This window comes from Serratia proteamaculans (genome assembly GCF_946227095.1).
Classification (GTDB): domain Bacteria; phylum Pseudomonadota; class Gammaproteobacteria; order Enterobacterales; family Enterobacteriaceae; genus Serratia; species Serratia proteamaculans_E.
Genome location: NZ_CAMISV010000006.1, coordinates 127,869 through 152,754, shown reverse-complemented (window position 1 = coordinate 152,754; position 24,886 = coordinate 127,869). Strand labels below are relative to the sequence as shown.

At 56.8% G+C, this 24,886-nt stretch carries 24 protein-coding genes; 11 read left to right on the top strand and 13 right to left on the bottom strand.

All coding sequences use genetic code 11. The features are described 5' to 3' along the window. Positions 1-31: 31 nt before the first annotated feature. Both ttrR and ttrS read right to left on the bottom strand, forming a co-directional pair. On the bottom strand, positions 32-652 hold the full coding sequence (gene ttrR / locus OC597_RS14100) for a tetrathionate respiration response regulator TtrR (protein ID WP_261251683.1): 621 nt from the start codon (positions 650-652) through the stop codon (positions 32-34). Beyond that, positions 627-2,384 carry a tetrathionate respiration histidine kinase TtrS gene (gene ttrS / locus OC597_RS14095; protein ID WP_262209175.1) on the bottom strand — a complete coding sequence of 586 codons (1,758 nt, stop codon included), beginning with the start codon at positions 2,382-2,384 and terminating at the stop codon, positions 627-629. The genes ttrR and ttrS overlap by 26 nt, the downstream gene beginning before the upstream one ends. A gap of 153 nt (positions 2,385-2,537) precedes the next feature. Here ttrS and ttrB point away from each other — a divergent pair, with 153 nt between their 5' ends. Genes ttrB through ttrA form a run of 3 tightly spaced genes read left to right on the top strand, consistent with a single transcriptional unit; the run spans position 2,538 to position 7,403 of the window. Further along, positions 2,538-3,272, top strand: coding sequence for a tetrathionate reductase subunit TtrB (ttrB, locus tag OC597_RS14090; RefSeq protein WP_262209174.1), 735 nt, complete (start codon positions 2,538-2,540; stop codon positions 3,270-3,272). Further along, positions 3,269-4,327 carry a tetrathionate reductase subunit TtrC gene (ttrC, locus tag OC597_RS14085; protein WP_262209173.1) on the top strand — a complete coding sequence of 353 codons (1,059 nt, stop codon included), beginning with the start codon at positions 3,269-3,271 and terminating at the stop codon, positions 4,325-4,327. Before ttrB ends, ttrC begins: the two co-directional genes overlap by 4 nt. Continuing rightward, entirely contained in the window at positions 4,320-7,403 is a 3,084-nt protein-coding gene (gene ttrA / locus OC597_RS14080) for a tetrathionate reductase subunit TtrA (RefSeq protein WP_262209172.1), read from the top strand. The genes ttrC and ttrA overlap by 8 nt, the downstream gene beginning before the upstream one ends. 46 nt (positions 7,404-7,449) lie before the next feature. Here the strand turns inward: ttrA and OC597_RS14075 are convergent, their stop codons facing one another. Continuing rightward, the gene (locus OC597_RS14075) at positions 7,450-8,004 is read right to left on the bottom strand and encodes a SadB/YajI family lipoprotein (RefSeq protein ID WP_262209171.1); all 555 of its coding nucleotides are present in this window, start codon (positions 8,002-8,004) and stop codon (positions 7,450-7,452) included. A gap of 186 nt (positions 8,005-8,190) precedes the next feature. On the opposite strand from OC597_RS14075, the gene nrdR reads away from it, so the two are divergent. The 6 genes from nrdR to pgpA all read left to right on the top strand — a co-directional run bounded on the left by nrdR (position 8,191) and on the right by pgpA (position 12,319). After that, positions 8,191-8,640, top strand: coding sequence for a transcriptional regulator NrdR (gene nrdR, locus OC597_RS14070; RefSeq protein ID WP_004949256.1), 450 nt, complete (start codon positions 8,191-8,193; stop codon positions 8,638-8,640). A 10-nt stretch (positions 8,641-8,650) separates the two neighbouring features. Next, positions 8,651-9,760 carry a bifunctional diaminohydroxyphosphoribosylaminopyrimidine deaminase/5-amino-6-(5-phosphoribosylamino)uracil reductase RibD gene (gene ribD, locus OC597_RS14065; RefSeq protein ID WP_262209170.1) on the top strand — a complete coding sequence of 370 codons (1,110 nt, stop codon included), beginning with the start codon at positions 8,651-8,653 and terminating at the stop codon, positions 9,758-9,760. A 119-nt stretch (positions 9,761-9,879) separates the two neighbouring features. Continuing rightward, a complete protein-coding gene (ribH, locus tag OC597_RS14060) occupies positions 9,880-10,350 on the top strand; it encodes a 6,7-dimethyl-8-ribityllumazine synthase (RefSeq protein WP_099062296.1) in 471 nt (156 codons plus the stop codon). 20 nt (positions 10,351-10,370) lie between these two features. After that, a complete protein-coding gene (gene nusB / locus OC597_RS14055) occupies positions 10,371-10,787 on the top strand; it encodes a transcription antitermination factor NusB (RefSeq protein WP_085115442.1) in 417 nt (138 codons plus the stop codon). A 52-nt stretch (positions 10,788-10,839) separates the two neighbouring features. Next, positions 10,840-11,823 carry a thiamine-phosphate kinase gene (thiL, locus tag OC597_RS14050; protein ID WP_261251690.1) on the top strand — a complete coding sequence of 328 codons (984 nt, stop codon included), beginning with the start codon at positions 10,840-10,842 and terminating at the stop codon, positions 11,821-11,823. A 1-nt stretch (position 11,824) separates the two neighbouring features. Continuing rightward, positions 11,825-12,319 carry a phosphatidylglycerophosphatase A gene (gene pgpA / locus OC597_RS14045; RefSeq protein ID WP_085115444.1) on the top strand — a complete coding sequence of 165 codons (495 nt, stop codon included), beginning with the start codon at positions 11,825-11,827 and terminating at the stop codon, positions 12,317-12,319. 55 nt (positions 12,320-12,374) lie between these two features. Here the strand turns inward: pgpA and dxs are convergent, their stop codons facing one another. From dxs to xseB, 3 genes are read right to left on the bottom strand one after another with little or no spacing between them, the layout of a single operon-like run. Continuing rightward, on the bottom strand, positions 12,375-14,240 hold the full coding sequence (gene dxs, locus OC597_RS14040; RefSeq protein WP_262209169.1) for a 1-deoxy-D-xylulose-5-phosphate synthase: 1,866 nt from the start codon (positions 14,238-14,240) through the stop codon (positions 12,375-12,377). A 34-nt stretch (positions 14,241-14,274) separates the two neighbouring features. Continuing rightward, positions 14,275-15,195, bottom strand: coding sequence for a (2E,6E)-farnesyl diphosphate synthase (ispA, locus tag OC597_RS14035; RefSeq protein WP_261251692.1), 921 nt, complete (start codon positions 15,193-15,195; stop codon positions 14,275-14,277). A gap of 5 nt (positions 15,196-15,200) precedes the next feature. Next, complete coding sequence (xseB, locus tag OC597_RS14030; protein WP_099062290.1) at positions 15,201-15,464, bottom strand: exodeoxyribonuclease VII small subunit; 264 nt, start codon at positions 15,462-15,464, stop codon at positions 15,201-15,203. 232 nt (positions 15,465-15,696) lie between these two features. Here xseB and thiI point away from each other — a divergent pair, with 232 nt between their 5' ends. Next, the gene (gene thiI, locus OC597_RS14025; protein WP_099062289.1) at positions 15,697-17,145 is read left to right on the top strand and encodes a tRNA uracil 4-sulfurtransferase ThiI; all 1,449 of its coding nucleotides are present in this window, start codon (positions 15,697-15,699) and stop codon (positions 17,143-17,145) included. 32 nt (positions 17,146-17,177) lie between these two features. Here thiI and yajL read toward each other — a convergent pair whose 3' ends face one another. Both yajL and panE read right to left on the bottom strand, forming a co-directional pair. Beyond that, positions 17,178-17,768: a protein deglycase YajL gene (gene yajL / locus OC597_RS14020; protein WP_262209168.1), complete on the bottom strand. Its 591-nt coding sequence runs from the start codon at positions 17,766-17,768 to the stop codon at positions 17,178-17,180. Further along, positions 17,731-18,642, bottom strand: coding sequence for a 2-dehydropantoate 2-reductase (gene panE, locus OC597_RS14015; RefSeq protein WP_261463011.1), 912 nt, complete (start codon positions 18,640-18,642; stop codon positions 17,731-17,733). Before panE ends, yajL begins: the two co-directional genes overlap by 38 nt. Positions 18,643-18,824: 182 nt before the next feature. On the opposite strand from panE, the gene OC597_RS14010 reads away from it, so the two are divergent. After that, positions 18,825-19,316 (top strand): YajQ family cyclic di-GMP-binding protein, encoded by a 492-nt coding sequence (locus OC597_RS14010; RefSeq protein ID WP_085115451.1) that lies wholly within the window; start codon positions 18,825-18,827, stop codon positions 19,314-19,316. Between the two features lie 161 nt (positions 19,317-19,477). On the opposite strand, the gene OC597_RS14005 is transcribed toward OC597_RS14010, so the two are convergent. From OC597_RS14005 to cyoB, 5 genes are all read right to left on the bottom strand, one after another. Then, positions 19,478-20,842 carry an MFS transporter gene (locus OC597_RS14005; RefSeq protein ID WP_112347699.1) on the bottom strand — a complete coding sequence of 455 codons (1,365 nt, stop codon included), beginning with the start codon at positions 20,840-20,842 and terminating at the stop codon, positions 19,478-19,480. Between the two features lie 200 nt (positions 20,843-21,042). Beyond that, positions 21,043-21,933: a heme o synthase gene (gene cyoE / locus OC597_RS14000; RefSeq protein WP_012005526.1), complete on the bottom strand. Its 891-nt coding sequence runs from the start codon at positions 21,931-21,933 to the stop codon at positions 21,043-21,045. A 17-nt stretch (positions 21,934-21,950) separates the two neighbouring features. Continuing rightward, positions 21,951-22,289: a cytochrome o ubiquinol oxidase subunit IV gene (locus OC597_RS13995; RefSeq protein ID WP_085115453.1), complete on the bottom strand. Its 339-nt coding sequence runs from the start codon at positions 22,287-22,289 to the stop codon at positions 21,951-21,953. After that, complete coding sequence (locus tag OC597_RS13990; protein WP_261251697.1) at positions 22,286-22,903, bottom strand: cytochrome o ubiquinol oxidase subunit III; 618 nt, start codon at positions 22,901-22,903, stop codon at positions 22,286-22,288. The genes OC597_RS13995 and OC597_RS13990 overlap by 4 nt, the downstream gene beginning before the upstream one ends. Next, entirely contained in the window at positions 22,893-24,884 is a 1,992-nt protein-coding gene (gene cyoB / locus OC597_RS13985) for a cytochrome o ubiquinol oxidase subunit I (RefSeq protein ID WP_085115455.1), read from the bottom strand. The genes OC597_RS13990 and cyoB overlap by 11 nt, the downstream gene beginning before the upstream one ends. Positions 24,885-24,886: the final 2 nt, after the last annotated feature.

Sequence of the window (24,886 nt, the reverse complement as noted above, 5' to 3'; positions counted from 1 at the left end):
GGTCGGCTTATCCCGACCGGCATTTTTTTGCCTATAGGCGGCTGACTTCACTCTCCGGGCGTTCGGTTAACGTCAATTGGTTGAGTGAGTTCACCAGCTCTGCCAGGCTGTCAGCCTGCATTTTTTCCATCACTCTGGCCCGATGTACCTCAACGGTACGCACCGCAATGAAGTGACGATCGGCAATCAGCTTATTGGTCATTCCGGCGGCCACGGCGCGGGCTATCTCGCGTTCACGCGGCGTCAGCGCACTGAAACGCTGCTGCAACTGGTGGCGTTCCAGCCGGCATTGAGAATGGGCGATCCCGCGATCCAGCGCTTCGATCAGCGGCGCGGCAGCAATAGGTTTCTGCAAGAAATCCACGGCCCCCAGCTTCATCTCCGCCACGGCCATGGCAATATCGCCGTGACCGGTGACAATCACCACCGCCAGCGTACTTTCCTGTCGGCGCAGTTGCTGATGAACCTGTTGTCCGTCCATGCCCGGCATCCGAATATCCAGCATCACCACACCGCATTGATAAAGACTGACTTGATCGACGAACCTTTGGCTGTCGTGCCAGATCTGCACCCGATAGTTAAGTCCCTCGAGTAAAAAGCGACAGGCGTCGGTGACGGCTAAGTCGTCATCGACCAGATGTATTAGCGCCATGGCGGGTTTCCTTTTGGATCACGGGGAAGTGCAGAGTCACGCGCAGCCCCTGTCGTTGAGGGGTGGAAAAGTAATTTTCCAGTGTCAGCTCACCGCCCTGGTTCTTCAGTAGCCGCTGGCAGATCACCAGCCCCAGGCCGAGGCCTTCCTGCTTGCTGCTGCGAAACGGCACGAACGGCAGTGTCAGCTGTTCGGTGTTCAGACCGCCGCCGTCATCTTCAACCATCAGCCGTTGCTGATGGGAGTCGGTTTCCAGTCGCAGGGTGATGTGTAGGGCACCCGCTTGCAGACTGTTACTCAGCAAATTGGCGAGCACCTGCTCCAATAACGTCGTCTGGCTATACAACTGGCTTTGGTCCGGGATGGCCAGGGTTATCTGGCACTGCGGGTACTGCTGTTCTATCTGCATCAGTTTAATCAGGTGTTCCACCAGCGGTCGCAATAACAGGGGCTGCGCGTTTTCATGGTGCGGAGTCTTGCTGGCCCAGCGACGTAAATTGACAATACTTTCCGCGCCACGCTGTGCCTGTTGACCAATCTGTTCGAGGATCGGCAGCAGTTCATGCTGTCGATCGCTGCGCTCAAGACGAATGCGGCAACCCTCCGCATAATGCCGGATCGCCGCCAGCGGTTGGTTGAGCTCATGAGCAAAGCCGGAAGCCATCTCCCCCAGGGTACTGAGGCGTTGCGCCTGGGCCAGGGCGGTTTCCCTGGCGCGCAGCGTCTGATGCATCTGTTCGAGCTGACGCCCGCGACGGCGGACCAGATGACCAATCCACAGATGGTTAGTACCAAGCAGCAGCATTCCGCCGAAAATGGCACCGAGCAGCAGCAGGTGTTGCTGCGCCCAAAGGGACACCTCTTGCCAGAGCGATCGCTGGGTTGGGTGGATATTCAAATCGCTCAGGAGTTGATTAACCTGGCGGGATGACGCCGGGGCACCCCAAACCGGCAGGCCGGGAGCCTTTATCTGCAGTAACTGACGGGTTAACTCATCTGCCAGCCGATCCGGGACGTGGTTTAAGGCGGCAAATGACCAATTGGGATACAGCTCGGTGCTGGTCAGGCAGCGCTGGTCACTGTGCTTCGCCAACAGGGCGCGGTAATCGCTGGCCTGTAGCAAGCCTTCCGCCTGCATTTTCTCCAACAGACAAACCGGTACTATCACCGCATCCAGCGCCCGATCGCGCAACTGATAAAGCAGGGCATCCGCCGGATAACCGCTGAAGTGCAGTTGCAGGTCTTTCTCCGGCTGCAGGCCGGCACCAAGCAGTTCTTTATACCCCAGCAGGTAGCCGCCAAAGGCGTCAGCGGCGACGGCACCAACCTTTTTACCGAGTAACTGGCTGGCCGTGGTGACTGGACTGTCGTGGCGCACCAGTATGACGCTGCCGACCACGTTGCCTGAGGCCTGTTGCGGCTGTTGGGCGGATCGCAGTGAAACCAGCCAGCGCAACGGGTAGCGGTTATCCAACTGAACATATTGCGCCGGGTTGGTGAGCAAAAAATCCACGCGTTGGTTACGGACCGCGTCATCGATGCCGGTCAGGCTGAGCGGCGACAGTTGGAAATGGTCGTCGGGAAACTGGCGATTGAGGTGGTCGACCAAGGGTTGCCACTGGGCCAGTGCATGGGCATCGCCGCGTAGCGCCAGCACCGCAATGGTCCACTGTCCTGCCCAGGCCGTGTTTAACCAACCGCCCAGCAACAGAATTAGCACTGCTCTTTTCACATCGTCTCCGCTTTTATGATCCACATCACCGGGTTGAATTGTCCTGGATCAAGCCGCCGTCGGGAATGTGGTAAACCACAATATTGGCGGTCGGTCGTCGTTTTTACACTCCTTTGTATCAGTTCCCCGGCGGATACTTATTGGGAGAAATCAATGGACAGTGGGAAACGGCAGTTTTTACAACGACTCGGTGCGCTGACCGCCGGTGCCGCTTTGGTGCCATTAGCGCAGTCAGGGTGGCAGTTGCAACCGGCCCGGCGGGAAGGTGACAGCAAAAAGCGCATGGCTATGTTGATCGACCTGCGTCGTTGCATCGGCTGTCAGGCTTGTACGGTCAGCTGCGCGGTGGAAAACCGGCTGCCACAGGGGCAATTCCGCACCAGTGTACAGCAATATCAGGTCAGCCTGACGGGGCAGGATTCGACCACCAACGTGTTGTTACCCCGGCTGTGCAATCACTGTGACAATCCGCCCTGCGTACCGATCTGCCCGGTGCAGGCGACCTTTCAGCGTCAGGACGGCATCGTGGTGATCGATAACACCCGCTGCGTCGGCTGTGCCTATTGCGTGCAGGCCTGCCCTTATGAGGCGCGGTTTATCAACCACGAAACCCAGACCGCCGACAAATGCACTTTCTGCGTGCACCGGCTGGATGCCGGGCTGCTGCCCGCCTGTGTTGAATCCTGTGTTGGTGGCGCCCGGATGATCGGCGATCTCAACGATCGGCAAGGTGCATTAAGGCGTGCTTTGGATGAGCATCAGGCGCAGCTCAAGGTATTGAAACCCGAACAGGGGACCCACCCTCAGGTGTTCTATCTGGGGCTGGATGAGGCTTTTGTCAGTCACGTCCGGGGACAACCGGCGCTGTGGCAGGAGGTACACCCATGATCCGCGAAATTATGGCCCGCCCGCAGGAGATCGCCTGGTTGCCCTGGGCGGTACAGTATTTTTTCTTTATCGGTCTGGCCTGCGGCAGCATCATGATTGCCTTTTGGCTGCGCTGGCGCGATCCGCAGAATACGTCACGGCTGGAACTGGCCGCCGTCTCGTTGGCGCTGGTGAGCGGCACCGTGGCACCGATGGCCCTGAGCGCAGATTTACATCAGCCCGCTCGCATCTGGCATTTTTACGCCTACTTTACCCCCTGGTCGTGGATGTCGCTCGGCTCACTGTTTTTACCGCTGTTTACCCTGCTGGTGGTCAGCTATTTCGTTCTGCTGTTACGAGGGCAACTGCGCACGAAAAGCCTGCCGTTGTGGGCGCGTTGGCTACAGTTCCGGCCGGCATGGCGTGAAGATAAATGGCTGCGCGGGGTGGCATTGGCCACTTTGCTTTCGGCGTTCAGCATCCTGCTCTATACCGGGCGTGAGGTTTCGGTGCTGCGGGCGCAGCCGCTGTGGTACAGCCTCTGGTTACCCTGGCTACTGTTACTGACCGCCATCCAGGCCGTTCCGTCGCTGTTGGCTTATTGGCTGCGTCAGGAGCCGCAATGGCAGTCGCGCCTGGCTCGCTATCAGATCATCAGCCTGCTGTTGCTGTGTCTCTCGGCTCTTGGTTGGTGGCTGGATGGCAGCAGGTCTTCCGTCGCATTGCATTCGCTGGCGACTCAGGGGGCCGTCTGGCTCTGGGCAGGTATCGCTTTTGTCGGCTTGACCCTGTTGCTGTTGGCGTTGGCATGGCGAGCACGCACTCAGGTGTTGGGCTCGAATGGGCTACGGGTGCAGTGCGCTGCAGCGTTGCTGCTGTGCTGGGGCGTGCGCTGGATGTTGCTGATGCAAACTCAAACGCTGCCCAAGTTCAACGTATTAACCAATCCCTATGTGTTACCCCTCGGCAGCGAAGGGCTGTTGGCGATCCTGGGCACCCTGGGCTTGTGGATAGCTTTAATCATTGGAATTCGTGAACTACAGCATGGGCTGATGGAGAAAAAACACTATGGCTAAGTCAACGCGGCGTCAGTGGTTGAAGGGGGGGCTCGCGCTGGGCGGATTGACCCTGTTTGGAGCCAGTTACAGTGAGATGGTGCAGAAAGTGTTTACCGACCTGCGCGACGGCAGCAGCGGCAAACTGACGCTTGATCGAATCAGCGCCAACTCGTTGCCGACAGAAGGCTGTCGGCACCCGGATGGCTGGCAGGCCAATCCACAGCAGGCGGTGTCCATGACCCAATGTTTTGGCTGCTGGACGCTTTGCGGCCTGCGGGTCAGGGTGGATCGCGACAGCAATCAGATCTTGCGCGTGGCGGGCAACCCTTATCATCCGCTGTCTCACGACCACCACTTTCCCTACTCTTTACCGGTGAGTGATGCACTCAACCGTCTGGGGGGCGATGAAGGTCTTGAACAGCGTTCCACCGCCTGCGCCCGTGGCGCGACCTTGCTGGAAGGGCTGACCAGCCCCTATCGCGTGCTGGAGCCGATGAAGCGGGTAGGGCCACGCGGCAGCGGGCAGTGGCAACGCATCAGTTTTGAACAGTTGATCCACGAAGTGGTCGAGGGCGGCGATCTGTTCGGCGAGGGGCCGGTTGAGGGGCTGAGAGCGATCCGCGATCTCGAAACGCCGCTCGACCCTGAGCAACCTTCGCTGGGGCCAAAGGCTAATCAGTTGCTGGTCACCAACGCCGGTGATGAAGGGCGGGACGCTTTTATCAAACGTTTTGCGCAGAATGCCTTTGGGACACGTAACTTCGGCCATCATGGCGCTTATTGCGGACTGGCCTACCGGGCGGGATCCGGGGCATTAATGGGCGATTTGGAAACCAATGCGCACGTTAAACCGGATTGGGACCATTTACGTTTTGGACTGTTTCTCGGTACCTCGCCGGCGCAGTCCGGCAATCCGTTCAAACGCCAGGGGCGTCAGTTGGCCAACGCCCGTCTGCGCGATGAATTCCGTTACGTGGTGGTGGCACCGGCGTTGCCATTAACCACCACGATGGCCAACGATCACAACCGTTGGGTCCCGGTGTTGCCGGGTACCGATTCCGCGCTGGTGATGGGCATGATCCGCTGGATCATCGAACAGGAGCGTTATAACGCTGACTACCTGGCACTGCCCGGCGAGACAGCCATGCAGGCAGCCGGTGAAAAGAGCTGGACCAATGCCACACATCTGGTGGTGATGAATGACGATCATCCGTTGTGCGGCCAGTTTTTGCGCCAGGTACATTTGGACGGCGGCACAACCGGAGAGGCCGAAAGCCCGCCTTTGGTCTGGGATACGCAGCGGGCTGAACCGGTGTCGGCCGACCAGGCGCTACGGGGCGCGTTGCGGGTGGAACAACAGCTGCGGCTGGCCGACGGTTCACAGGTCCAGGTCCGTTCGAGCTTTCTCTGTCTGCAGCGGGCGGCTGAGCGCTTCACGCTGGCTGAGTACAGCACCCGCTGTGGCGTCAGTGCCGAGACCATTGCCGCGCTGGCCAAAGAGTTTACCTCCTATCAGCGGCAAGCGGCGGTGATCGCCCATGGTGGCATGATGAGCGGCAACGGCTTCTATAACAGTTGGGCGGTGATGATGCTCAATGCGCTGATCGGTAACCTGAATCTTAAGGGCGGCGTCTCGGTCGGTGGCGGTAAGTTCAAGGAGTTTGCCGATGGGCCCCGCTATAACCTGAAGAGCTTCCCCGGCATGGTGAAACCGAAAGGGTTGGTGCTGTCGCGCAGCAAACAGGCGTATGAGCAATCGGACGAATATCGCCGCAAACTTGAGCGGGGTGAAAAACCTTATCCGGCGCGCGGGCCCTGGTACCCGTTTGTCGCGGGCCAGTTCACTGAGCAACTGGCCCCGGCGCTGATGGGATACCCTTATCCGCTGAAGGCCTGGATCAGCCATATGGGCAACCCGCTGTACGGCGTTGCCGGTCTGCGCGAGGTGGTCGAAAGCCGGCTGAAAGATCCCCGGCAGTTGCCGTTGTTTATCGCGATCGACGCCTTTATTAACGAGACCAGCGCCCTGGCGGATTACATCGTGCCGGACACTCATAACTTCGAGAGCTGGGGCTTTACCGCGCCCTGGTCCGGCGTGATGGTGCGGGCAAGCACCGCGCGGTGGCCAGTGGTTGCGTCGCGGACTGCGACCACGGCGGACGGTCAGCCGGTGGCACTGGAAAGCTTTGTTATTGCGTTGTCGAAGGCGATGCAGTTGCCGGGGTTTGGCGATGCCGCTTTGCAGGATGCGCAGGGGAATGCCTGCGGATTGCACAACGCCGAAGATTATTATCTGCGTGCTGCGGCCAACGTGGCCTTTGCCGGTGAGCCACTGCCGGAAGCGACGGAAAGCGAGCTGCGGCTGACCGGGGTGGATCGCCTGCAACCGGCGTTGGATAGGATCTTGAAGACGGATGAGCGGTTGCGGGTCGGCTATATGCTGGCGCGGGGTGGGCGCTTCGCGCCTTATGAACAAGCCTGGCGAGGAAATGAAACCGGACCGCAGTGGAAGAAAGGGCTGAATATCTGGAATGAAGAGGTGGCGCGCCATCGCCATGCCATGACCGGAGAACGTTATAGCGGCTGTCCGACCTATTATCCGCCACGCTTTGCCGACGGTTCCGACGTCGGGGAGCACTATCCAGCACAGGCATGGCCGTTCCGCCTGATGTCGTTTAAGTCGCACCTGATGAGCAGCTCAACGGCGCCGATCGATCGCCTGCGCGCGGTGAAACCGGTTAATCTGGTGGCGCTTAATCCGGCCGATGCTGAGCGTTATGCTCTACAGCATGGCGATCGGGTGCGGTTGCAGACCCCGGGCGGCAGCGTTGAGGCGCAGATCAGTTTGCTGGATGGCGTGATGCCCGGCGTGATTGCTATTGAGCACGGTTATGGCCATCGCGAGATGGGGGCGCGTGCGCACCTGCTGGATGGTCAGCCGCTGGCAGCCGATGCGCGCATTGCCGCCGGTATCAACTTAAACGACCTTGGATTGCCCGATCCAACCAGAGAAATCAGCAATAGCTGGCTTGACTGGGTCAGCGGGGCAGCGGTGCGCCAGGGGCTACCGGCCAGGCTGCAACGGCTGGGTTAAGCTGATGGCCCACTCTCGTGAAGGGTTGAGTGTGGGCCTGGCCTGCTTAGTTTGCTGCGGCTGCCGCTGCAGTGGGTTCTACGCTGTGCAGTCGAACATAGCCCAGTTGATCTGGCGTCAGGCCACTGAAACGCAGCTCAAAACTGTGCTCCGTTTTGGGTAGCAGCGAGTCCGCACTGGCGATCGGCTGGGAAAGCGCGTCGGCCGTCAGCGGCTTGCCGGTGGTCGCATCCAATGGGCCCCATTCCACAATGGCCCTGAACGCCGGCAGGGAGGCTTGCGAAAGCGTGCGGACGTGCAGCATGGCCTGGGTGCCGTTAGCCTCGCTCTTCACGTGGCTGAGTGACACGCTCAGTTCACCGAGGCTGCTGTGCAAGCGAGCGCCATTATTGGCCGCTGGCAGCAGATAAACGCCGCTGGTGGAGTTTTGGTTCAACTGGTTTTGCTGCTCCAGCGCCGTAGCCTGGTTAGTCAGGGTGGTTAATTGCTGATTCAGTGCAACCACCTGATTATGCAGCTTTGGCACTTCGCGAGTTTGCGCGCAGCCAGCCAACAGTACCAGTGTACTGAGCAGTAAAATCTTGGGGTAACGGGTTGTCATGGCGGGGATTTCCTATTCAACATCTCCTGTTATCAGCTTAGCCCGCCTGGCCGGGAAAGTCATGTTAGCCCCCGTTTTGGCCGCCGTTGAGAACGGGGCCCCGCAACAAATAACCGACGGCCTTTGTTGTAACCGCACTTCGGGGTAAACTGTTCTTAACTATGAAAACGTTTATCAGGACGTGTTATGCATTGCCCTTTCTGCGCCGCCGTTGATACCAAAGTCATTGATTCCCGTCTGGTGGGTGATGGTTCGCAGGTGCGCCGTCGCCGCCAGTGTCTGGTTTGTAATGAACGCTTCACCACCTTTGAAGTGGCTGAACTGGTGATGCCGCGGGTAATCAAAAGCGATGAAGTACGTGAGCCTTTCAACGAAGACAAGCTACGTCGCGGCATGCTGAAGGCGTTGGAAAAACGCCCGGTCAGTTCCGACGACGTGGAGAATGCGATCAACCACATTAAATCCCAGTTACGCGCCACCGGCGAGCGTGAAGTGCCGACTAAACTGGTCGGCAACCTGGTGATGGACGCGTTGAAAAAGTTGGATAAAGTGGCCTATATTCGCTTTGCTTCGGTCTACCGCAGCTTTGAAGATATCCGCGAATTCGGCGAAGAGATCGCCCGTCTGCAGGACTAAAGGGGCTTTGATGCATAACGACGAATTGTATATGGCACGCGCCTTTGAACTGGCGCGCTTGGGCCGTTTTACTACCGCACCGAATCCCAATGTCGGCTGCGTTATCGTGCGCGACGGCGAAATCGTTGGTGAGGGTTACCATCTGCGCGCCGGTGAACCGCATGCGGAAGTGCATGCGCTGCGCATGGCGGGCGAAAAGGCGCGTGGAGCCACCGCTTATGTCACGCTGGAACCCTGTAGCCATCATGGCCGCACGCCACCCTGTGCCGATGCGCTGGTGGCTGCCGGCGTAGCCCGGGTTGTGGCGGCGATGCAGGATCCCAACCCGGAAGTTGCCGGTCGTGGGCTGTATAAATTGCAGCAGGCGGGGCTGGATGTTCGCCACGGTTTGATGCTGGCGGAGGCCGAAGCGGTGAATCTGGGCTTCCTCAAACGGATGCGCACCGGCTTTCCTTATGTACAACTCAAGCTCGGCGCTTCACTGGATGGCCGCACGGCGATGGCTTCCGGCGAAAGCCAATGGATCACCTCACCGCAGGCACGTCAGGACGTACAGCGTCTGCGGGCGCAAAGCGCCGCTATTCTCAGCACCAGTACCACCGTGTTGGCGGACGATCCGTCACTGACGGTGCGTTGGGATGAGCTGGACGCTGAGACGCAAAGCATTTATCCGCGTGAAAACCTGCGTCAACCGCTGCGTATTATTCTGGATAGCCAAAATCGCGTTACCCCACAGCATCGGGTAGTGCAACAGCCGGGATCCACCTGGCTGGCACGCCTGCAGCCGGATCAGCAAGTTTGGCCGCAGGATGTCGAGCAATTGACCTTCCCGGCGCACGGTGGCGGGATCGATCTGGTGGTGATGATGATGCAACTGGCGAAACGTCAGGTGAATTCCATCTGGGTCGAGGCCGGCGCGCAGTTGGCCGGTGCCTTGCTGCAGGCCGGGTTGGTCGATGAGCTCATTTTGTATATCGCGCCAAAATTGTTGGGTGATAATGGCCGCGGCCTGTGTCACCTGCCGGGCCTTGAGCGCCTGGCTGACGCACCGGAGTTTGTCTTCAGCGAAGTACGGCAAGTCGGCCCTGATTTACGGCTGCGATTGAAGGCAAAATACTGAATGTAACGTCCGCTTGCCGGGTCGGTTATCGTTTTACAAAACCGCCCGCGCAGGCAGGTAAAGAATGTGATAGAATCCGCCCCCCTGCGGGGTATTGAACCCATTTTTAAGGAAAGCCCATGAAAGTTATCGAAGGTGTTGTTGCTACTCCAAATGCCCGTGTGGCGATTGCAATTGCACGTTTTAACAATTTCATCAATGACAGCCTGCTGCAAGGTGCCATCGACGCACTGAAGCGCATTGGTCAGGTTGCTGACGACAACATTACCGTTGTCTGGGTCCCGGGCGCTTACGAGTTGCCGTTGACTGCACGCGTGCTGGCTAACACCGGCAAATACGATGCAGTGATCGCACTGGGCACGGTTATCCGTGGGGGCACCGCGCACTTCGAATTTGTCGCGGGCGAAGCCAGCTCCGGCCTGGGCAGTGTTTCTTTGAACACTGAAATCCCGGTTGCCTTTGGCGTGTTGACGACCGAAAGCATCGAACAGGCTATCGAGCGTGCCGGCACCAAAGCGGGCAACAAAGGCGCTGAAGCGGCTCTGACCGCACTTGAAATGATTAATGTTATCAAAGCTATTAAAGCCTGAATTTAGTTAAGGGGAATTCCGTGAAACCTGCTGCTCGTCGCCGCGCTCGTGAGTGCGCTGTTCAAGCGCTTTACTCTTGGCAGTTGTCTAAAAATGACATTGCCGATGTTGAACACCAGTTCCTGTCGGAGCAAGATGTCAAAGATGCAGACATCGCCTATTTTCGGGAGCTGCTGTCCGGCGTGGCGGTGAATGCAGGTCTGCTTGATAGCCTGATGGCACCTGTCCTGTCGCGTCAGCTCGAAGAGCTGGGACAGGTAGAAAGGGCCGTTCTGCGCATTGCGCTGTACGAGCTGAAAATGCGTGAGGATGTGCCTTACAAGGTGGCAATCAACGAAGCGATCGAGTTGGCGAAAACCTTCGGCGCTGAAGACAGCCACAAGTTTGTGAATGGCGTGCTGGATAAAGTGGCACCAAGCATCCGCAAGAAAAAATAAAAAATTAAGGCCGGTATCCCCGGCCTTAATTTCTTCTATTGGAATATCGACCATGGCATGTGGCGAATTTGACCTCATTGCCCGCTATTTTGACCGGTTTAAGAGTCTGCGCCGGGATGTACAGTTGGGCATTGGAGATGACTGCGCACTTCTGACAGTGGCAGAAAAACAGCTTTTGGCCGTCAGTACCGACACTCTCGTTTCGGGCGTTCACTTCTTGGCGGATATCGATCCCGCCGATCTCGGCTACAAAGCACTGGCAGTTAACCTTAGCGACCTGGCGGCCATGGGCGCCGATCCCGCCTGGCTTTCACTGGCACTAACCCTGCCGGATGTGAATGAGCCCTGGCTGAAGGCGTTCAGCGACAGCCTGTTCGAGCAACTTAATTATTACGGCATGCAGTTGATTGGCGGCGATACCACTCGCGGTCCGTTAAGCATGACGTTAACCATTCACGGCCTGATCCCGGCCGGGCGGGCATTGACCCGCAGCGGCGCGCGCATCGGTGACTGGATCTACACCACAGGGACGCTGGGTGACAGCGCCGCGGGCCTGGCTGTGCTGCAGGACCGTTTGCAGGTGACAGATGCCGAAGCACGCAATTACCTGCTTGGCCGCCATCTGCGGCCGCAGCCACGGGTATTGCAGGGGCAGGCGTTGCGCGATCTGGCCAGCTCGGCGATTGATATTTCGGATGGCCTGATTTCCGATCTGAAGCACGTGCTGAAAGCTTCCGATTGCGGAGCGCGCATCAATCTGGATGAGCTGCCGCTGTCGCAGGCGTTAAGCAGCCATACAGACGCTGATCAGGCACTGCGCTGGGCGTTGACCGGCGGTGAGGATTACGAACTGTGCTTCACCGTGCCGGAAATCAACCGCGGCGCGCTGGAAGTGGCGCTGAGTCATCTGGGTGCTGACTACACTTGTATTGGTCAGATTGGCCCGCTGTCCGAAGGCATCAAGTTCTACCGCAACGATGAAGTGGTAGAGTTGCCATGGCAGGGTTTCGATCATTTCAGTGAAGGGCAGGCGTAACATGGATGAAGCTAAACGCCGCTTGCGGATGAGCAATCCGTGGCACCTGTTGGCCACCGGCTTCGGCAGTGGTTTGTCGCCGGTGATGCCGGGCACCATGGGGTCATTGGCGGCGATCCCGTTCTGGCTGCTGCTGATCCAATTGCCATGGCAACTGTATTCGCTGTTGGTGATGTTCAGCATCTGTATTGGTGTCTACCTGTGCCACCAGACTGCCAAAGACATGAAGGTGCACGACCACGGCAGCATCGTCTGGGACGAATTTGTCGGTATGTGGATCACGCTGATGGCGTTGCCGGTCAATGACTGGCAGTGGGTCGCGGCGGGCTTCGTGATTTTCCGTATTTTGGATATCTGGAAGCCATGGCCAATCCGTTGGTTTGATCGCAATGTGCATGGCGGTATGGGGATCATGGTCGACGACATCGTCGCCGGGGTGTTTTCCGCCGGTATTATCTACCTGATTGGCCACCACTGGCCGCTTGGGTTGTTCTGATAATTAAGGGCGCAGTTCAATACTGCGCCCTTGAACACCACTTCCGGCGCGAGGATTATTGCGCCAGCCAGACCTCAATTTGCCGCTGTATACCGGCAGCGTCCAGGCCCAGATCGCTACGGACCTCTTCCTGACTACCCTGGGAGACAAAGTAGTCTGGCAGGCCGATATTCAGCACCGGAACTACGCGGCGCTTGGCCATCAGCAGCTCGTTCACGCCACTGCCGGCACCCCCCATAATGGCGTTTTCTTCCAGCGTGACCAGCGTGTCGTGGCTGGCTGCCAGTTCAAGTACCAACTGTTCATCCAGTGGTTTCACGAAGCGCATATCCACCAGCGTGGCGTTGAGGTTTTCCGCTACCTGCGCAGCCTCCGGCAACAGAGTGCCGAAGTTCAGGATCGCCAGCTTTTCGCCTTCACGACGGACAATACCTTTACCGACCGGCAGTGCACTGAGAGGTTCCAGCGACGCCCCGGTACCGTTACCACGCGGATAGCGTACGGCGCTTGGGCCTTCGTTATAGTGATAGCCGGTGTACAGCATTTGGCGGCACTCATTCTCATCGCTTGGCGTCATGATCACCATGGTTGGGATGCAACGCATGAATGACAGATCGAAGGCTCCCTGGTGAGTCTGGCCGTCAGCGCCAACAATACCGCCGCGATCGATGGCAAACATCACCGGCAGTTTTTGAATGGCGACGTCGTGGATCAACTGATCGTAAGCGCGCTGCAGGAAGGTGGAGTAAATCGCCACCACCGGCTTATAGCCACCAATCGCCAGGCCGGCGGCGAAGGTCACCGCATGCTGTTCGGCAATCGCCACGTCAAAATACTGCTGTGGATAGTCGCGGGAGAACTGCACCATGCCCGAGCCTTCGCGCATGGCCGGGGTGATGGCCATCAGCGAGCTGTCTTTGGCGGCGGTTTCACACAGCCAGTCGCCAAAGATTTTTGAATAGGTCGGCTGGCCGCCGGCACTTTTCGGCAGGGTACCGCTGGCCGGATCGAATTTTGGCACCGCGTGGAAGCTGATTGGGTCTTTTTCCGCCGGGGCATAACCCCGGCCTTTTTTGGTCATGATGTGCAGCAACTGCGGGCCTTTCAGGTCACGCATGTTTTTCAGCGTGGCGACCAGCCCCTGGACATCGTGGCCGTCGACCGGGCCGATGTAGTTAAAGCCCAGCTCTTCGAACAGCGTGCCCGGTACCACCATGCCTTTCAGGTGCTCTTCGGTACGTTTGACCAACTCTTTGATTGGTGGCAGGCCGGACAACACTTTTTTACCGCCCTCACGCAGGGTGGAGTAGAGCTTGCCGGACAGTAATTGCGCCAAATGATTGTTCAACGCGCCGACGTTTTCCGAAATCGACATTTCGTTATCGTTCAGCACCACCAGCATATCCGGATCGATGTCACCGGCGTGGTTCATGGCTTCAAACGCCATACCTGCGGTGATGGCACCATCGCCAATCACGCAGACCGTGCGGCGATTTTTGCCTTCACGCGCTGCGGCTACCGCCATGCCGAGACCGGCACTGATCGAGGTGGATGAGTGACCAACCGACAGAACGTCATATTCACTTTCTGCACGCCACGGGAAAGGGTGCAGGCCATTTTTCTGGCGAATGGTGGCGATTTTATCGCGACGCCCGGTCAGGATTTTATGCGGGTAAGCCTGGTGACCAACGTCCCAGACCAGATGATCGAAGGGGGTTTGGTACACATAGTGCAACGCCACCGTCAGTTCAACGGTACCCAGCCCGGAGGCAAAGTGGCCACTGGAGCGGCTAACGCTGTCCAGCAGGTATTGCCGAAGTTCGTCACACAGCTTCGGTAGGCTCTCTTTTGGCAGCGAACGGAGTTCATCGGGATTTTCCGCTAGCGCCAGGGTCGGGTATTTGGCTATATCAAGACTCATTCGATACTCATATCAGAGGAGTTAACGTCACACGTTAATTGTCGCGTTCAATAATGAAGCTGGCTAACGCTCGCAATGGCGCTGTGTTATAAGATTGCGCTGCCAAAGTGTCTAATGCAGCTAAAGCTTCCTGATAGAGATCCCACGCTTTTGCTTTCGCGCTGTCAAGCCCGAGCAAAGCTGGATAGGTACTCTTTCCATGTTGCTGGTCCGCCCCCTGGCGTTTACCGATTTTTTCGGTTTCGCCGACCACGTCCAAAATATCATCCTGTACCTGGAACGCCAGGCCAATCGCGGCGGCGTAGCGGTCAAGCTGCATCAGCGCGGCTCGGCCAGGTTCACCGGCGGCTAACGCCCCGAGGCGAACGGCTGCGCGAATTAACGCGCCGGTCTTGTGGCGGTGGATCTGCTCCAGCGCTTCCAGACCAATCTGTCGACCCTCGGCTTCGAGATCCAGCGACTGGCCGCCACACATGCCGGCAACACCGCTGGCGGTTGCCAGTTCGGAGACCATCGCCAGCCGATCGCGCAGAGCCACGTCGGGCATCTCGGCATCGGCCAGGATGGAAAATGCCAGCGTCTGCAGTGCATCGCCGGCCAAAATGGCGTTGGCCTCACCAAATTTGATGTGGCAGGTCGGCTGACCGCGACGCAGGTCGTCGTCGTCCATGGCCGGCAAGTCGTCATGGATCAGTGAATAGGCGTGAATGCATTCTACCGCAGCGGCGGGCGCATCCAAATTATTCAGTGATACGCCAAACATCTGCCCGGTGGTGTACACCAGGAACGGACGCAGGCGTTTACCGCCCAGCAGCGCGCCATGACGCATTGCCGCCACCATATTGCCATCGTTGAACGGCAGCGGCGCGATAAAATCCAGCAGCGTGCGGTCGGCCCGCTGGCGCAAGGCCTGCAACTGGTCAGAAAAAGCGGTCTGTTGGACAGTTTCGGACATGGTAATTACTCGGCATCCGGTGTGAAAGGCGCCAGCGCGGCATCATCGGCGCTGTCGTTAAGCAAAATCTGTACGCGTTGCTCCGCCTGCTGCAATTTCTGCTGGCCCTGACGCGCCAACTGTACGCCGCGTTCGAATTCATTCAGCGCGTCTTCCAGCGGTAGCTCACCCGATTCCAGACGCGTCACGATGTTTTCCAACTCGCTGAGGGAGTTTTCAAAGCTGACGCTTTGCTCTGTACTGTCTGATTGTGCAGGTTTTTTTGGCATAATTTTCTTTTTACATCATCATGTGAACAGTGGCGCCAGAGCCTATCCTAGCGGATCTTGATTAGCAAATCATGGCGCGCATGTGTGGTTTTGTGCACCGAGCCCCACCAGATAGTGGTATACTCTGCGCCGCAAATGCGATTGATAAAACATTCGGCAACCCCGTTGGTTTTATCAATCGCATATACATTGTAAATCCTTTTCCCTCGTAATTCTGACAATAAAGACCGCCATGAAGTTTATCATTAAATTGTTCCCGGAAATCACCATCAAGAGCCAATCTGTGCGCTTGCGCTTTATCAAGATCCTCTCGACCAGTATTCGCAACGTCCTGAAGCAGTATGATGAAACACTGGCGGTTGTCCGTCACTGGGATCATATCGAAGTTCGCGCCAAAGATGAAAACCAGCGACCGGTGATTGCCGACGCGCTGACGCGCATTCCTGGCATCCACCACATCCTGGAAGTGGAAGATCGCGACTATACCGATATGCACCACATTTTTGAGCAGACGCTGGAAGCCTATCGCGAGCAACTGGAAGGCAAAACCTTCTGTGTGCGCGTTAAGCGCCGCGGCAAGCAGGACTTCAATTCGCAGGACGTAGAACGTTACGTCGGCGGCGGTCTTAACCAGCACATTGCCAGCGCGCGCGTTAAGCTGTCGCATCCGCAGGTGACGGTCAACCTGGAGATCGAAGACGACAAACTGATGCTGGTTAAAGCTCGCCGTGAAGGCATCGGCGGTTACCCGGTAGGGACTCAGGAAGACGTGCTGTCGCTGATTTCCGGCGGTTTCGACTCGGGCGTTTCCAGCTATATGCTGATGCGCCGCGGTTGCCGCGTGCATTATTGCTTCTTCAATCTGGGCGGCGCCGCGCATGAAATTGGCGTGCGGCAGGTGGCTCATTACCTGTGGAACCGCTTTGCCAGTTCGCACAAGGTGCGCTTTATCGCGATCGATTTTGAACCTGTGGTTGGCGAGATCCTGGAAAAGGTTGAAGACGGCCAGATGGGCGTGGTGCTTAAACGCATGATGGTGCGTGCTGCTTCACAGATAGCCGAACGTTATGGCGTGCAGGCACTGGTGACCGGTGAGGCGTTGGGGCAGGTCTCCAGCCAGACGCTGACTAACTTGCGCTTGATCGACAACGCGTCCGATACGCTGATCCTGCGTCCGCTGATCTCTCACGACAAAGAGCACATCATCAAAGTGGCACGTGAGATTGGCACCGAAGACTTTGCCAAGACCATGCCGGAATACTGCGGCGTGATCTCGAAAAGCCCGACGGTGAAGGCGATTAAAGCCAAGATCGAAGAGGAAGAAGGCCACTTTGATTTCAGCATTCTTGATCGCGTGGTTAGCGAAGCCAAGAACGTGGATATCCGCACCATCGCCGAACAGGCGCAGGAGCAGGTTGCCGAAGTGGAAACCGTGGCGGAGTTTGACGCTGACCAGGTGATCCTGGATATTCGTTCTAACGATGAGCAGGAAGACAAGCCGCTGAAGCTGGAGCAGGTTGAGGTGAAACCGCTGCCGTTCTACAAGCTCAGCAGCCAGTTTGGCGATTTGGATCAGAGCAAAACCTACCTGCTGTACTGTGAGCGTGGCGTGATGAGCCGCCTGCAGGCGCTGTATTTGCTGGAGCAGGGCTTTACCAACGTGAAGGTCTACCGTCCATAATTAAGTCAGGGGGCGGCATGCCGCCCCCTGACTTAGTCGCGGAAATCGTACATCCCCGGTATCAACACCAACTGAGCGGCAATCTCTGCCGCTTTGGCTTTACCCAGCAGCAAATCAATCAGCTTCAGCGCAAACTCCATCGAGGTTCCCGGCCCCTGGCTGGTGAGCAGGTTAACGCGCGGATCAAACACCACACGTTTTTCTATCCATTTGTCGGCCGGGATCTGTTCTTTCAGCCCCGGGAACCCGGTCATATTACCGATGGGGAACAGATCGTGCTGTTGCAGCACCAGTGCCGGTGCCGCGCAGATGGCTGCGACGATATTGCCCTGCAGGTGCATCTGACGCACTTTCTCCACTAATAGCGGGCTGTCACGGAAGCATTCGGCGCCTTTCAGGCCACCGGGCAGCACGATAGCGTCAAAGGGATCGTCCACAATCGACACCAGCGGCGCATCGGCCAGCAGTTTTACCCCGCGTGAACAGACGATAGTCAGGTCGCCATCGCCGGCCACGCTGGCGGTGGTGACTTTGACACCCGCCCGCACCAGCAGATCGATGGTGGTGACGGCTTCGGTTTCTTCGCTACCAGGTGCCAGGCAGACCAGCGCCGATACGCTCATATTCATTTTCCTTTCGCTTAATCAATTCAAACAGTCGTGCGTTCTCTGGCAGAGTCACGCCGTGGCTACGCGCGCGGCGCAGCAGGTAGCCGGTAATGTAGTCGATCTCGGTGTGCCGCTGGGTGCGGATGTCCTGCAGCATCGAAGAGATGTTGTCTGCGGTGCTTTGGATCACCTCCATGACATATTGCAGCAAGCCCTCGCATGAGGTGTGGTAGCCCTCCATTTCCATGATGCTGGCGACCTCGCGGCAGAGGGCCTCGATTTGCTCCGGATAGCGTTGTAAATCGCCATTACGGCAATTATACAACGCCGTTAGCGGGTTGATCACGCAGTTGACTGCCAGCTTGCGCCAGTTCGCCGAGGCAATATTGTTGTGCCAGGCGACGTCAGGCAGGGCCTGATGCAACACTTCCGCCAGGTGGCTAAGGGATTGCGCCGCCGGGGAGGTCGGGCCGATATGGGTGGTGCCACCGGCGACATGGATAATAGTGCTGCCGTCATGGCGCGCCGCATGGGTGGTGGTGCCCTGCAGAATCGGTTGGTTGTTCGCAGGCAGTTCATCCTGAGTGCCCATGCCGTTGTGCAGCAGCAGGATGGCGCAACGCGGGTTTAGCTTAGGCAGCAGCGTACTGACCGCGCTGGATACCTGCCAGGCTTTCAAGGTGACCAGCAGCAGTTCGCTCTGGGCTAAATGTTCGGGATCGTTGGTGGGTAAATTACGGTTGAACGAGGCGCCTTCCGGCTCAATCACGTTCACTGCGCAGAAGGGTTGTGGCACCCGTAACCATCCCTGAACATCGTGACCCTGCTGATAAAGCCGGGAGAGCCACAGTTGTCCGAGCGCACCGCAACCAAGAATAGTTATTTTCATCCAGACTCCTGGGGGTAACGGGAATATCGCTCAATGACGGTCTTATAATTATAGACTTTTCTGCTGTTCGACGGCTTATCCACCGGTAGCTTCAGCAGATTTTGTCTGAGACGCTAAAGCGGTTATCATGCTCGGCATCGAAATCGCCTATCGTATTAGGCTCTCATTCAGGAGGAAGAAGTATGCCATCTTTCGACATTGTTTCCGAAATTGATATGCAGGAAGTGCGTAACGCCGTCGAGAACGCCACGCGCGATCTTGGCACCCGTTGGGATTTCCGTAACGTACCGGCCAGCTTTGAGCTGAACGAAAAAGACGAAAGCATTAAAGTCGCCAGCGAGTCTGATTTCCAGGTGCAGCAGTTGCTCGATATTCTGCGTGAAAAACTCAGCAAACGCAGCATCGAAGGCAGCGCGCTTGAGATCCCGGACGAACTGACTCACAGCGGTAAAACCTACAGTGTGGACGCCAAGCTGAAGCAGGGGATTGAAAGTGCCCAGGCGAAGAAACTCGTCAAGCTGATCAAAGACAGCAAGCTGAAGGTCCAGGTTCAGATTCAGGGTGATGAAGTGCGGGTAACCGGCAAGTCACGTGACGATCTGCAAGGCGTGATGGCGCTGGTGCGCGGTGCCGATCTGGGACAGCCCTTCCAGTTCAAGAACTTCCGCGATTAAGGTTTATCTAACTACTGACAAAGCCAGTTATTAGGGAGAGCGTGCCGAAGGGGTCGTAGCAACTTTAGTTGCCGGAGCGCCCCTCGGTGCGCTAGGCCCGGGTATCGCGGGCTAAAAACAACTTTGTTATCAAACGTGGGCCAGCTTGCTGGCCCTTTTCTTTACAGTGAATTCACCAGCGCTTCCAATTGGCCGCGGTTGGTTTGTTTGGTATCGACCTTGACGTAGGCACTGCGCTCTTCCGGCACCACTATCGCTTCTGCCACGCCCGGCTGGGCTTTCAGGCGGCTTTCCAACGCCGAATCTTTCACTGCCAGTTCCGACAGCGTAATACGCAGGCTGCTGACGTAAGGCGGTTCTTGCATGGTGCTGCTGACCAGGAACCAAACGGCAGCTAATACCGCCCCGGCAATAAACACCAGTCCTGCACCCTGCAGGCCATACAGCAAGCCACCCAGGCTGCCGCCGATCGCCACGCCGATAAACTGGCTGGTGGAGTAAACCCCCATCGCCGTCCCTTTGTAGCCAGCTGGAGACTCTTTACTGATCAGCGAAGGCAGGATCGCTTCCATCACGTTAAACGCCATAAAGAACAGCTGCACGCCGGCAATGATGCCCCACAGGTGTGCACCAGACAGCCACAGCAGCACTTCAGCGCAGAATAACACCGCTACGCAACCCATGAAGACCTGCTTCATACGGCGTTTTTTCTCGGCATAAATGATAAACGGCACCACGGCGGCAAAAGAAACCAGCATGGTGACCAGATAGACAATCCAGTGCTCACTCGGGGCCAAACCGGCTTTCTCCATCGCCAGCGGCAGCGCCACGAAGCTGGACATCAGCAGGATATGCAGACACATGATGCCGAAATTCAGCTTTAGCAGGCGGGAGTTGCTCAACACCTTGCTGAAGCTGCCGCGCACGATACTGGATTCACGGTTCAACACGTGGTGGCTGGCAGAAGGGACCACCGCCAGAGTGATCACGATGCCGGCCAATGCCAGCACTGCAATCATCCAAAACAGCGCATGCAGGCCAAAGGCGTGGGTGACGATCGGGCCCACCACCATGGCAATGGCAAAGGTAATACCGAAGCTGACGCCGATAAACGCCATCGCCTTGGTGCGGTTCTGTTCCCGGGTCAGGTCGGACAGCAGTGCCATCACCGCCGCGGCGATAGCGCCGGAGCCCTGTAATGCTCGGCCAAGGATCACGCCCCAGATGGAGTCGGTCGCGGCGGCAATTACGCTACCCAGCGCAAAGATCAGCAGGCCGCCGACAATCAGCGGCTTGCGGCCGATACGATCGGAGATCAGGCCGAAGGGGATCTGGAACACCGCCTGCGCTAGTCCATAAATACCGATGGCGATACCGATTAGCGTTTCGCTGGCGCCGTTCAACGCCATACCGTAGGTGGTCAGTACCGGCAGCACCATAAACATGCCCAGCATGCGCAGTGAGAATACGGTTCCTAATCCCCAGGTCGCTCGTCGTTCCAGCGGGGTCATTGCATTATCGTTCATTAAAACCTCATTAAAAGCCATTCCGTCAGGCTATCGGTGATAGCGCCTGAGGGGATAGCTTCTGTCAAAGCTGCGTCATTTTAGTGTGAAGGGCAGGGGGGGTAAATCTAATGTTGTTTAACAGATATTACAGTTCGTCGGCTTTTTGGCGAGACAAATAAAATGGGCCGCTAAAGCGGCCCATTCACAGACGATTTGGCTTACCAGACGTACGTCATCAGCGCTTCCGGCGCGGCTGTCGCACTGAAGTCGATAGACATCATTACGCTCAGCGAAGTGATGGCAACAATCGAGAACACAAACAGCTTACGTGCCCAGACGCTGTCATTTTCGGTTTTGTAACCACGCAGCGCCATACCCAGCCACCATACGCTTACTGCCGCAGCGACAATCAGGTATTTGTAGCCGGCGTAGCCGCCTAGGGTCAACATCAGGGTGGCAATCATAAACGCCACAATGTAGACCGTGATGTGGTTCTTCGCCACCGAAATGCCTTTCACTACCGGCAGGACCGGAATGTTGGCTGCCTGGTAATCTTTAAAGCGGAAGATGGCAATCGCATAGGAATGCGGCATCTGCCACAGGCTAAAGATAGCCAGCAGGATCAACGCACCGGCATCGAACTCGTTGGTGACTGCGCAATAACCGATAACCGGCGGCGCAGCGCCCGACAAGCTGCCGATCAACGTGCCATAGACCGAGTGGCGTTTCATGTACAGGCTGTAGACGCCGACATAAACCACAAAGCCCATCACCGCCAGCCACATGGCCAGCGGGTTGGCGCCGATATACAGCAACGCAAAGCCCGCAATACCCAGAGCGGTAGCGTAAACCAGGCTTACACTCGGCGCGATCAGGCCTTTAACCAGCACCCGATTCTTCGTTCTCTCCATTTTCTTGTCGATGTCGCGGTCAATGTAGTTGTTAAACACACAGCCCGAAGCGACAACCAACGAGACACCCACCAGGGTGGCGAGAAACAGGGGATAGTCGATGCTCCCTTTAGAGGCGAGCAGGAACCCCCCGACGACAGAAATTAAATTGCCGAAAATAATTCCTGGTTTAGTTACTTGCAGGTATTGCTTAATCATCACGTCCAGCTCTGCTCTTAATCGACCATCATATTGATGTTGAGGTTGTACATAATCCAGAGTGAACCCACAACAACGATACCGATGATCATAGCGGTGAACAGCAATGCCACCAGGTTCCAGCGCTCTTCCGATGAGGTATTCATGTGCAGGAAGTAAACCAGGTGAACAACCACCTGAATCACCGCCATGCCGACTACAACCGCCAGGATAGTTGAGTGAGAGGCGGTGCCGCTCATCACCATCGCAAATGGAATCACCGTCAGGATGATCGACAGAATAAAGCCGATCAGATAGGTCTTGACGCTACCGTGGCTTGCGCCGCCGTGAGAAGTTTCATGGGATGAATGACTCATGACATAACCCCCAGCAGGTAAACAACGGTGAATACGCAGATCCAAACCACGTCCAGGAAGTGCCAGAACAGGCTCAGGCACATCAGACGGGTTTTATTGGTTGAAGTCAGGCCGCGCTTGCTGACCTGAATCATCATGATAACGATCCAAACCAGACCGGTAGTCACGTGCAGCCCGTGGGTAGCAACCAGTGCGAAGAAGCCGGACAGGAACGCACTGCGATCCGGGCCATAGCCTTCAACGATCAGGTGATGGAACTCATAGATTTCCATCGCTACGAAGCCCAGACCAAACAGGAAGGTCAGGAACAGCCAGGTATTCACGCTGCCAACCTTGCCTTTGTTCACGCCGATCATCGCCATACCGTAGGTGATGGAGCTGAACAACAGCAGGAAGGTCTCAACCAGAACAAACTTCAGATCGAAGATGTCTTTGCCAGAGGGACCGCCAGCGGTCCCGTTCACCAGTACTGCATAAGTCGCGAACAAGCTCGCAAACAAAATACAGTCGCTCATCAGGTAGATCCAGAATCCGAAGACTTTGGTCTCTCCTGCGTCGTGGTGCCCATGCTCTGCATGGGCTGCATCATGCTTAGTCAGAGTATCAGTTGACATGTTTCACGCCTGCTTTGCTGATTTGTTCATAGTGTTGGTTTTCAATGCGCTCGATTTCATCAACCTGCACATAGTAATCAACATCTTGATCGAAGCTCTTGGCAATCCAGGTCACGATCATACCTACGAAGGCAGCGATCGCCATCCACCAGATATCCCAGATCATCGCGAAACCAAATACCAGGCTGAAGCCAGCAATAATCACACCGGCACCGGTATTTTTCGGCATATGAATCGGCTCGTATTTCGCCGGTTTCTTATAAGCGTTGCCTTTTTCTTTCATGTCCCAGAATTCATCACGGTCATGAATCTGTGGCACTACGGCAAAGTTATAGAACGGCGGTGGAGACGAAGTAGACCACTCCAGCGTACGAGCGCCCCATGGGTCACCGGTCAGATCACGGTTCTGCTCACGGTCACGCACACTGACGTAGATCTGAATCAGTTGGCACAGGATACCGCAGGCAATCAGAGCCGCGCCGCCAGCCGCTACCAGCAGCAGTGGGTGGAACTCTGGGTTGATGTTCTGGCTGATACGACGAGTCATACCCATAAAGCCCAGAGCATACAGCGGCATAAAGGCCACGAAGAAACCGATGATCCAGAACCAGAACGCACGGATACCCCAGGTTTCGTTCAGCGTGAAGCCGAAGGATTTAGGGAACCAGTAGGTCAGGCCGGCGAAGCAACCGAACACCACACCGCCGATAATCACGTTATGGAAGTGGGCAATCAGGAACAGACTGTTGTGCAGCACGAAGTTCGCGCCCGGTACTGCCAGCAGAACGCCGGTCATCCCACCCACGGAGAAGGTGATGATGAAGCCGATGGTCCACAGCATTGCGGAGTTGAGCTGAATGCGGCCCTGGTACATGGTGAACAGCCAGTTGAAGATTTTCACCCCGGTAGGGATGGAAATGATCATGGTGGCGATACCGAAGAAGGCGTTAACGTTCGCGCCGGACCCCATGGTAAAGAAGTGGTGCAGCCATACGATGAACGACAGAACGGTAATCGCGATGGTTGCCCATACCAGTGAGGTATAGCCGAACAGACGTTTTCTTGAGAAGGTCGCGGTGACTTCAGAGAACACACCAAACACTGGCAGAACCAGGATATACACCTCTGGGTGACCCCAGGCCCAAATCAGGTTGATGTACATCATCATGTTGCCGCCCATATCATTGGTAAAGAAATGGAAGCCCAGGTAGCGATCCAGGGTCAGCAACGCGATGGTAACAGTCAGAATTGGGAAAGAAACGATGATCAGGACGTTAGTACACAGCGCCGCCCAGGTGAACACCGGCATCTTCATCAGAGGCATGCCAGGAGCACGCATCTTCATGATGGTGGCGAAGAAGTTCACACCGGTCAACAGGGTACCCAGACCGGAAATCTGCAGACTCCAGATCCAGTAATCGACCCCGACGCCAGGACTGTATTCCTTGCCCGACAGCGGCGGATACGCCAACCAACCGGTCTGCGCAAACTCACCGACCCCCAGAGAGATGTTGATCAGTACGACACCCACCACGAAGAACCAGAAACTCAGGGAGTTCAGGAACGGGAAGGCAACATCACGCGCACCGATTTGCAAGGGGACAACCACGTTCATCAGGCCGACCACGAAAGGCATCGCCATGAAGAAGATCATGATTACGCCGTGGGCGGTAAATATCTGGTCGTAGTGGTGCGGCGGCAGGAATCCGGCCTCGCCGGCGGACGCAAGCGCCTGCTGGCTACGCATCATGATGGCATCGGCAAAACCACGCAGCAACATAACCATTGCCACGATGATGTACATGATACCAATTTTTTTATGGTCGACCGAAGTCAGCCAATCGCTCCATAGCCATTTCCACTTGCCGAAATAGGTTATCAGCGCCAGCAGAGCCAGGCCCCCGATAACAATTGCAGCAACGGTGACCATGATGATCGGTTCGTGGTACGGAACCGCATCAATCGTTAATTTTCCCAACATCA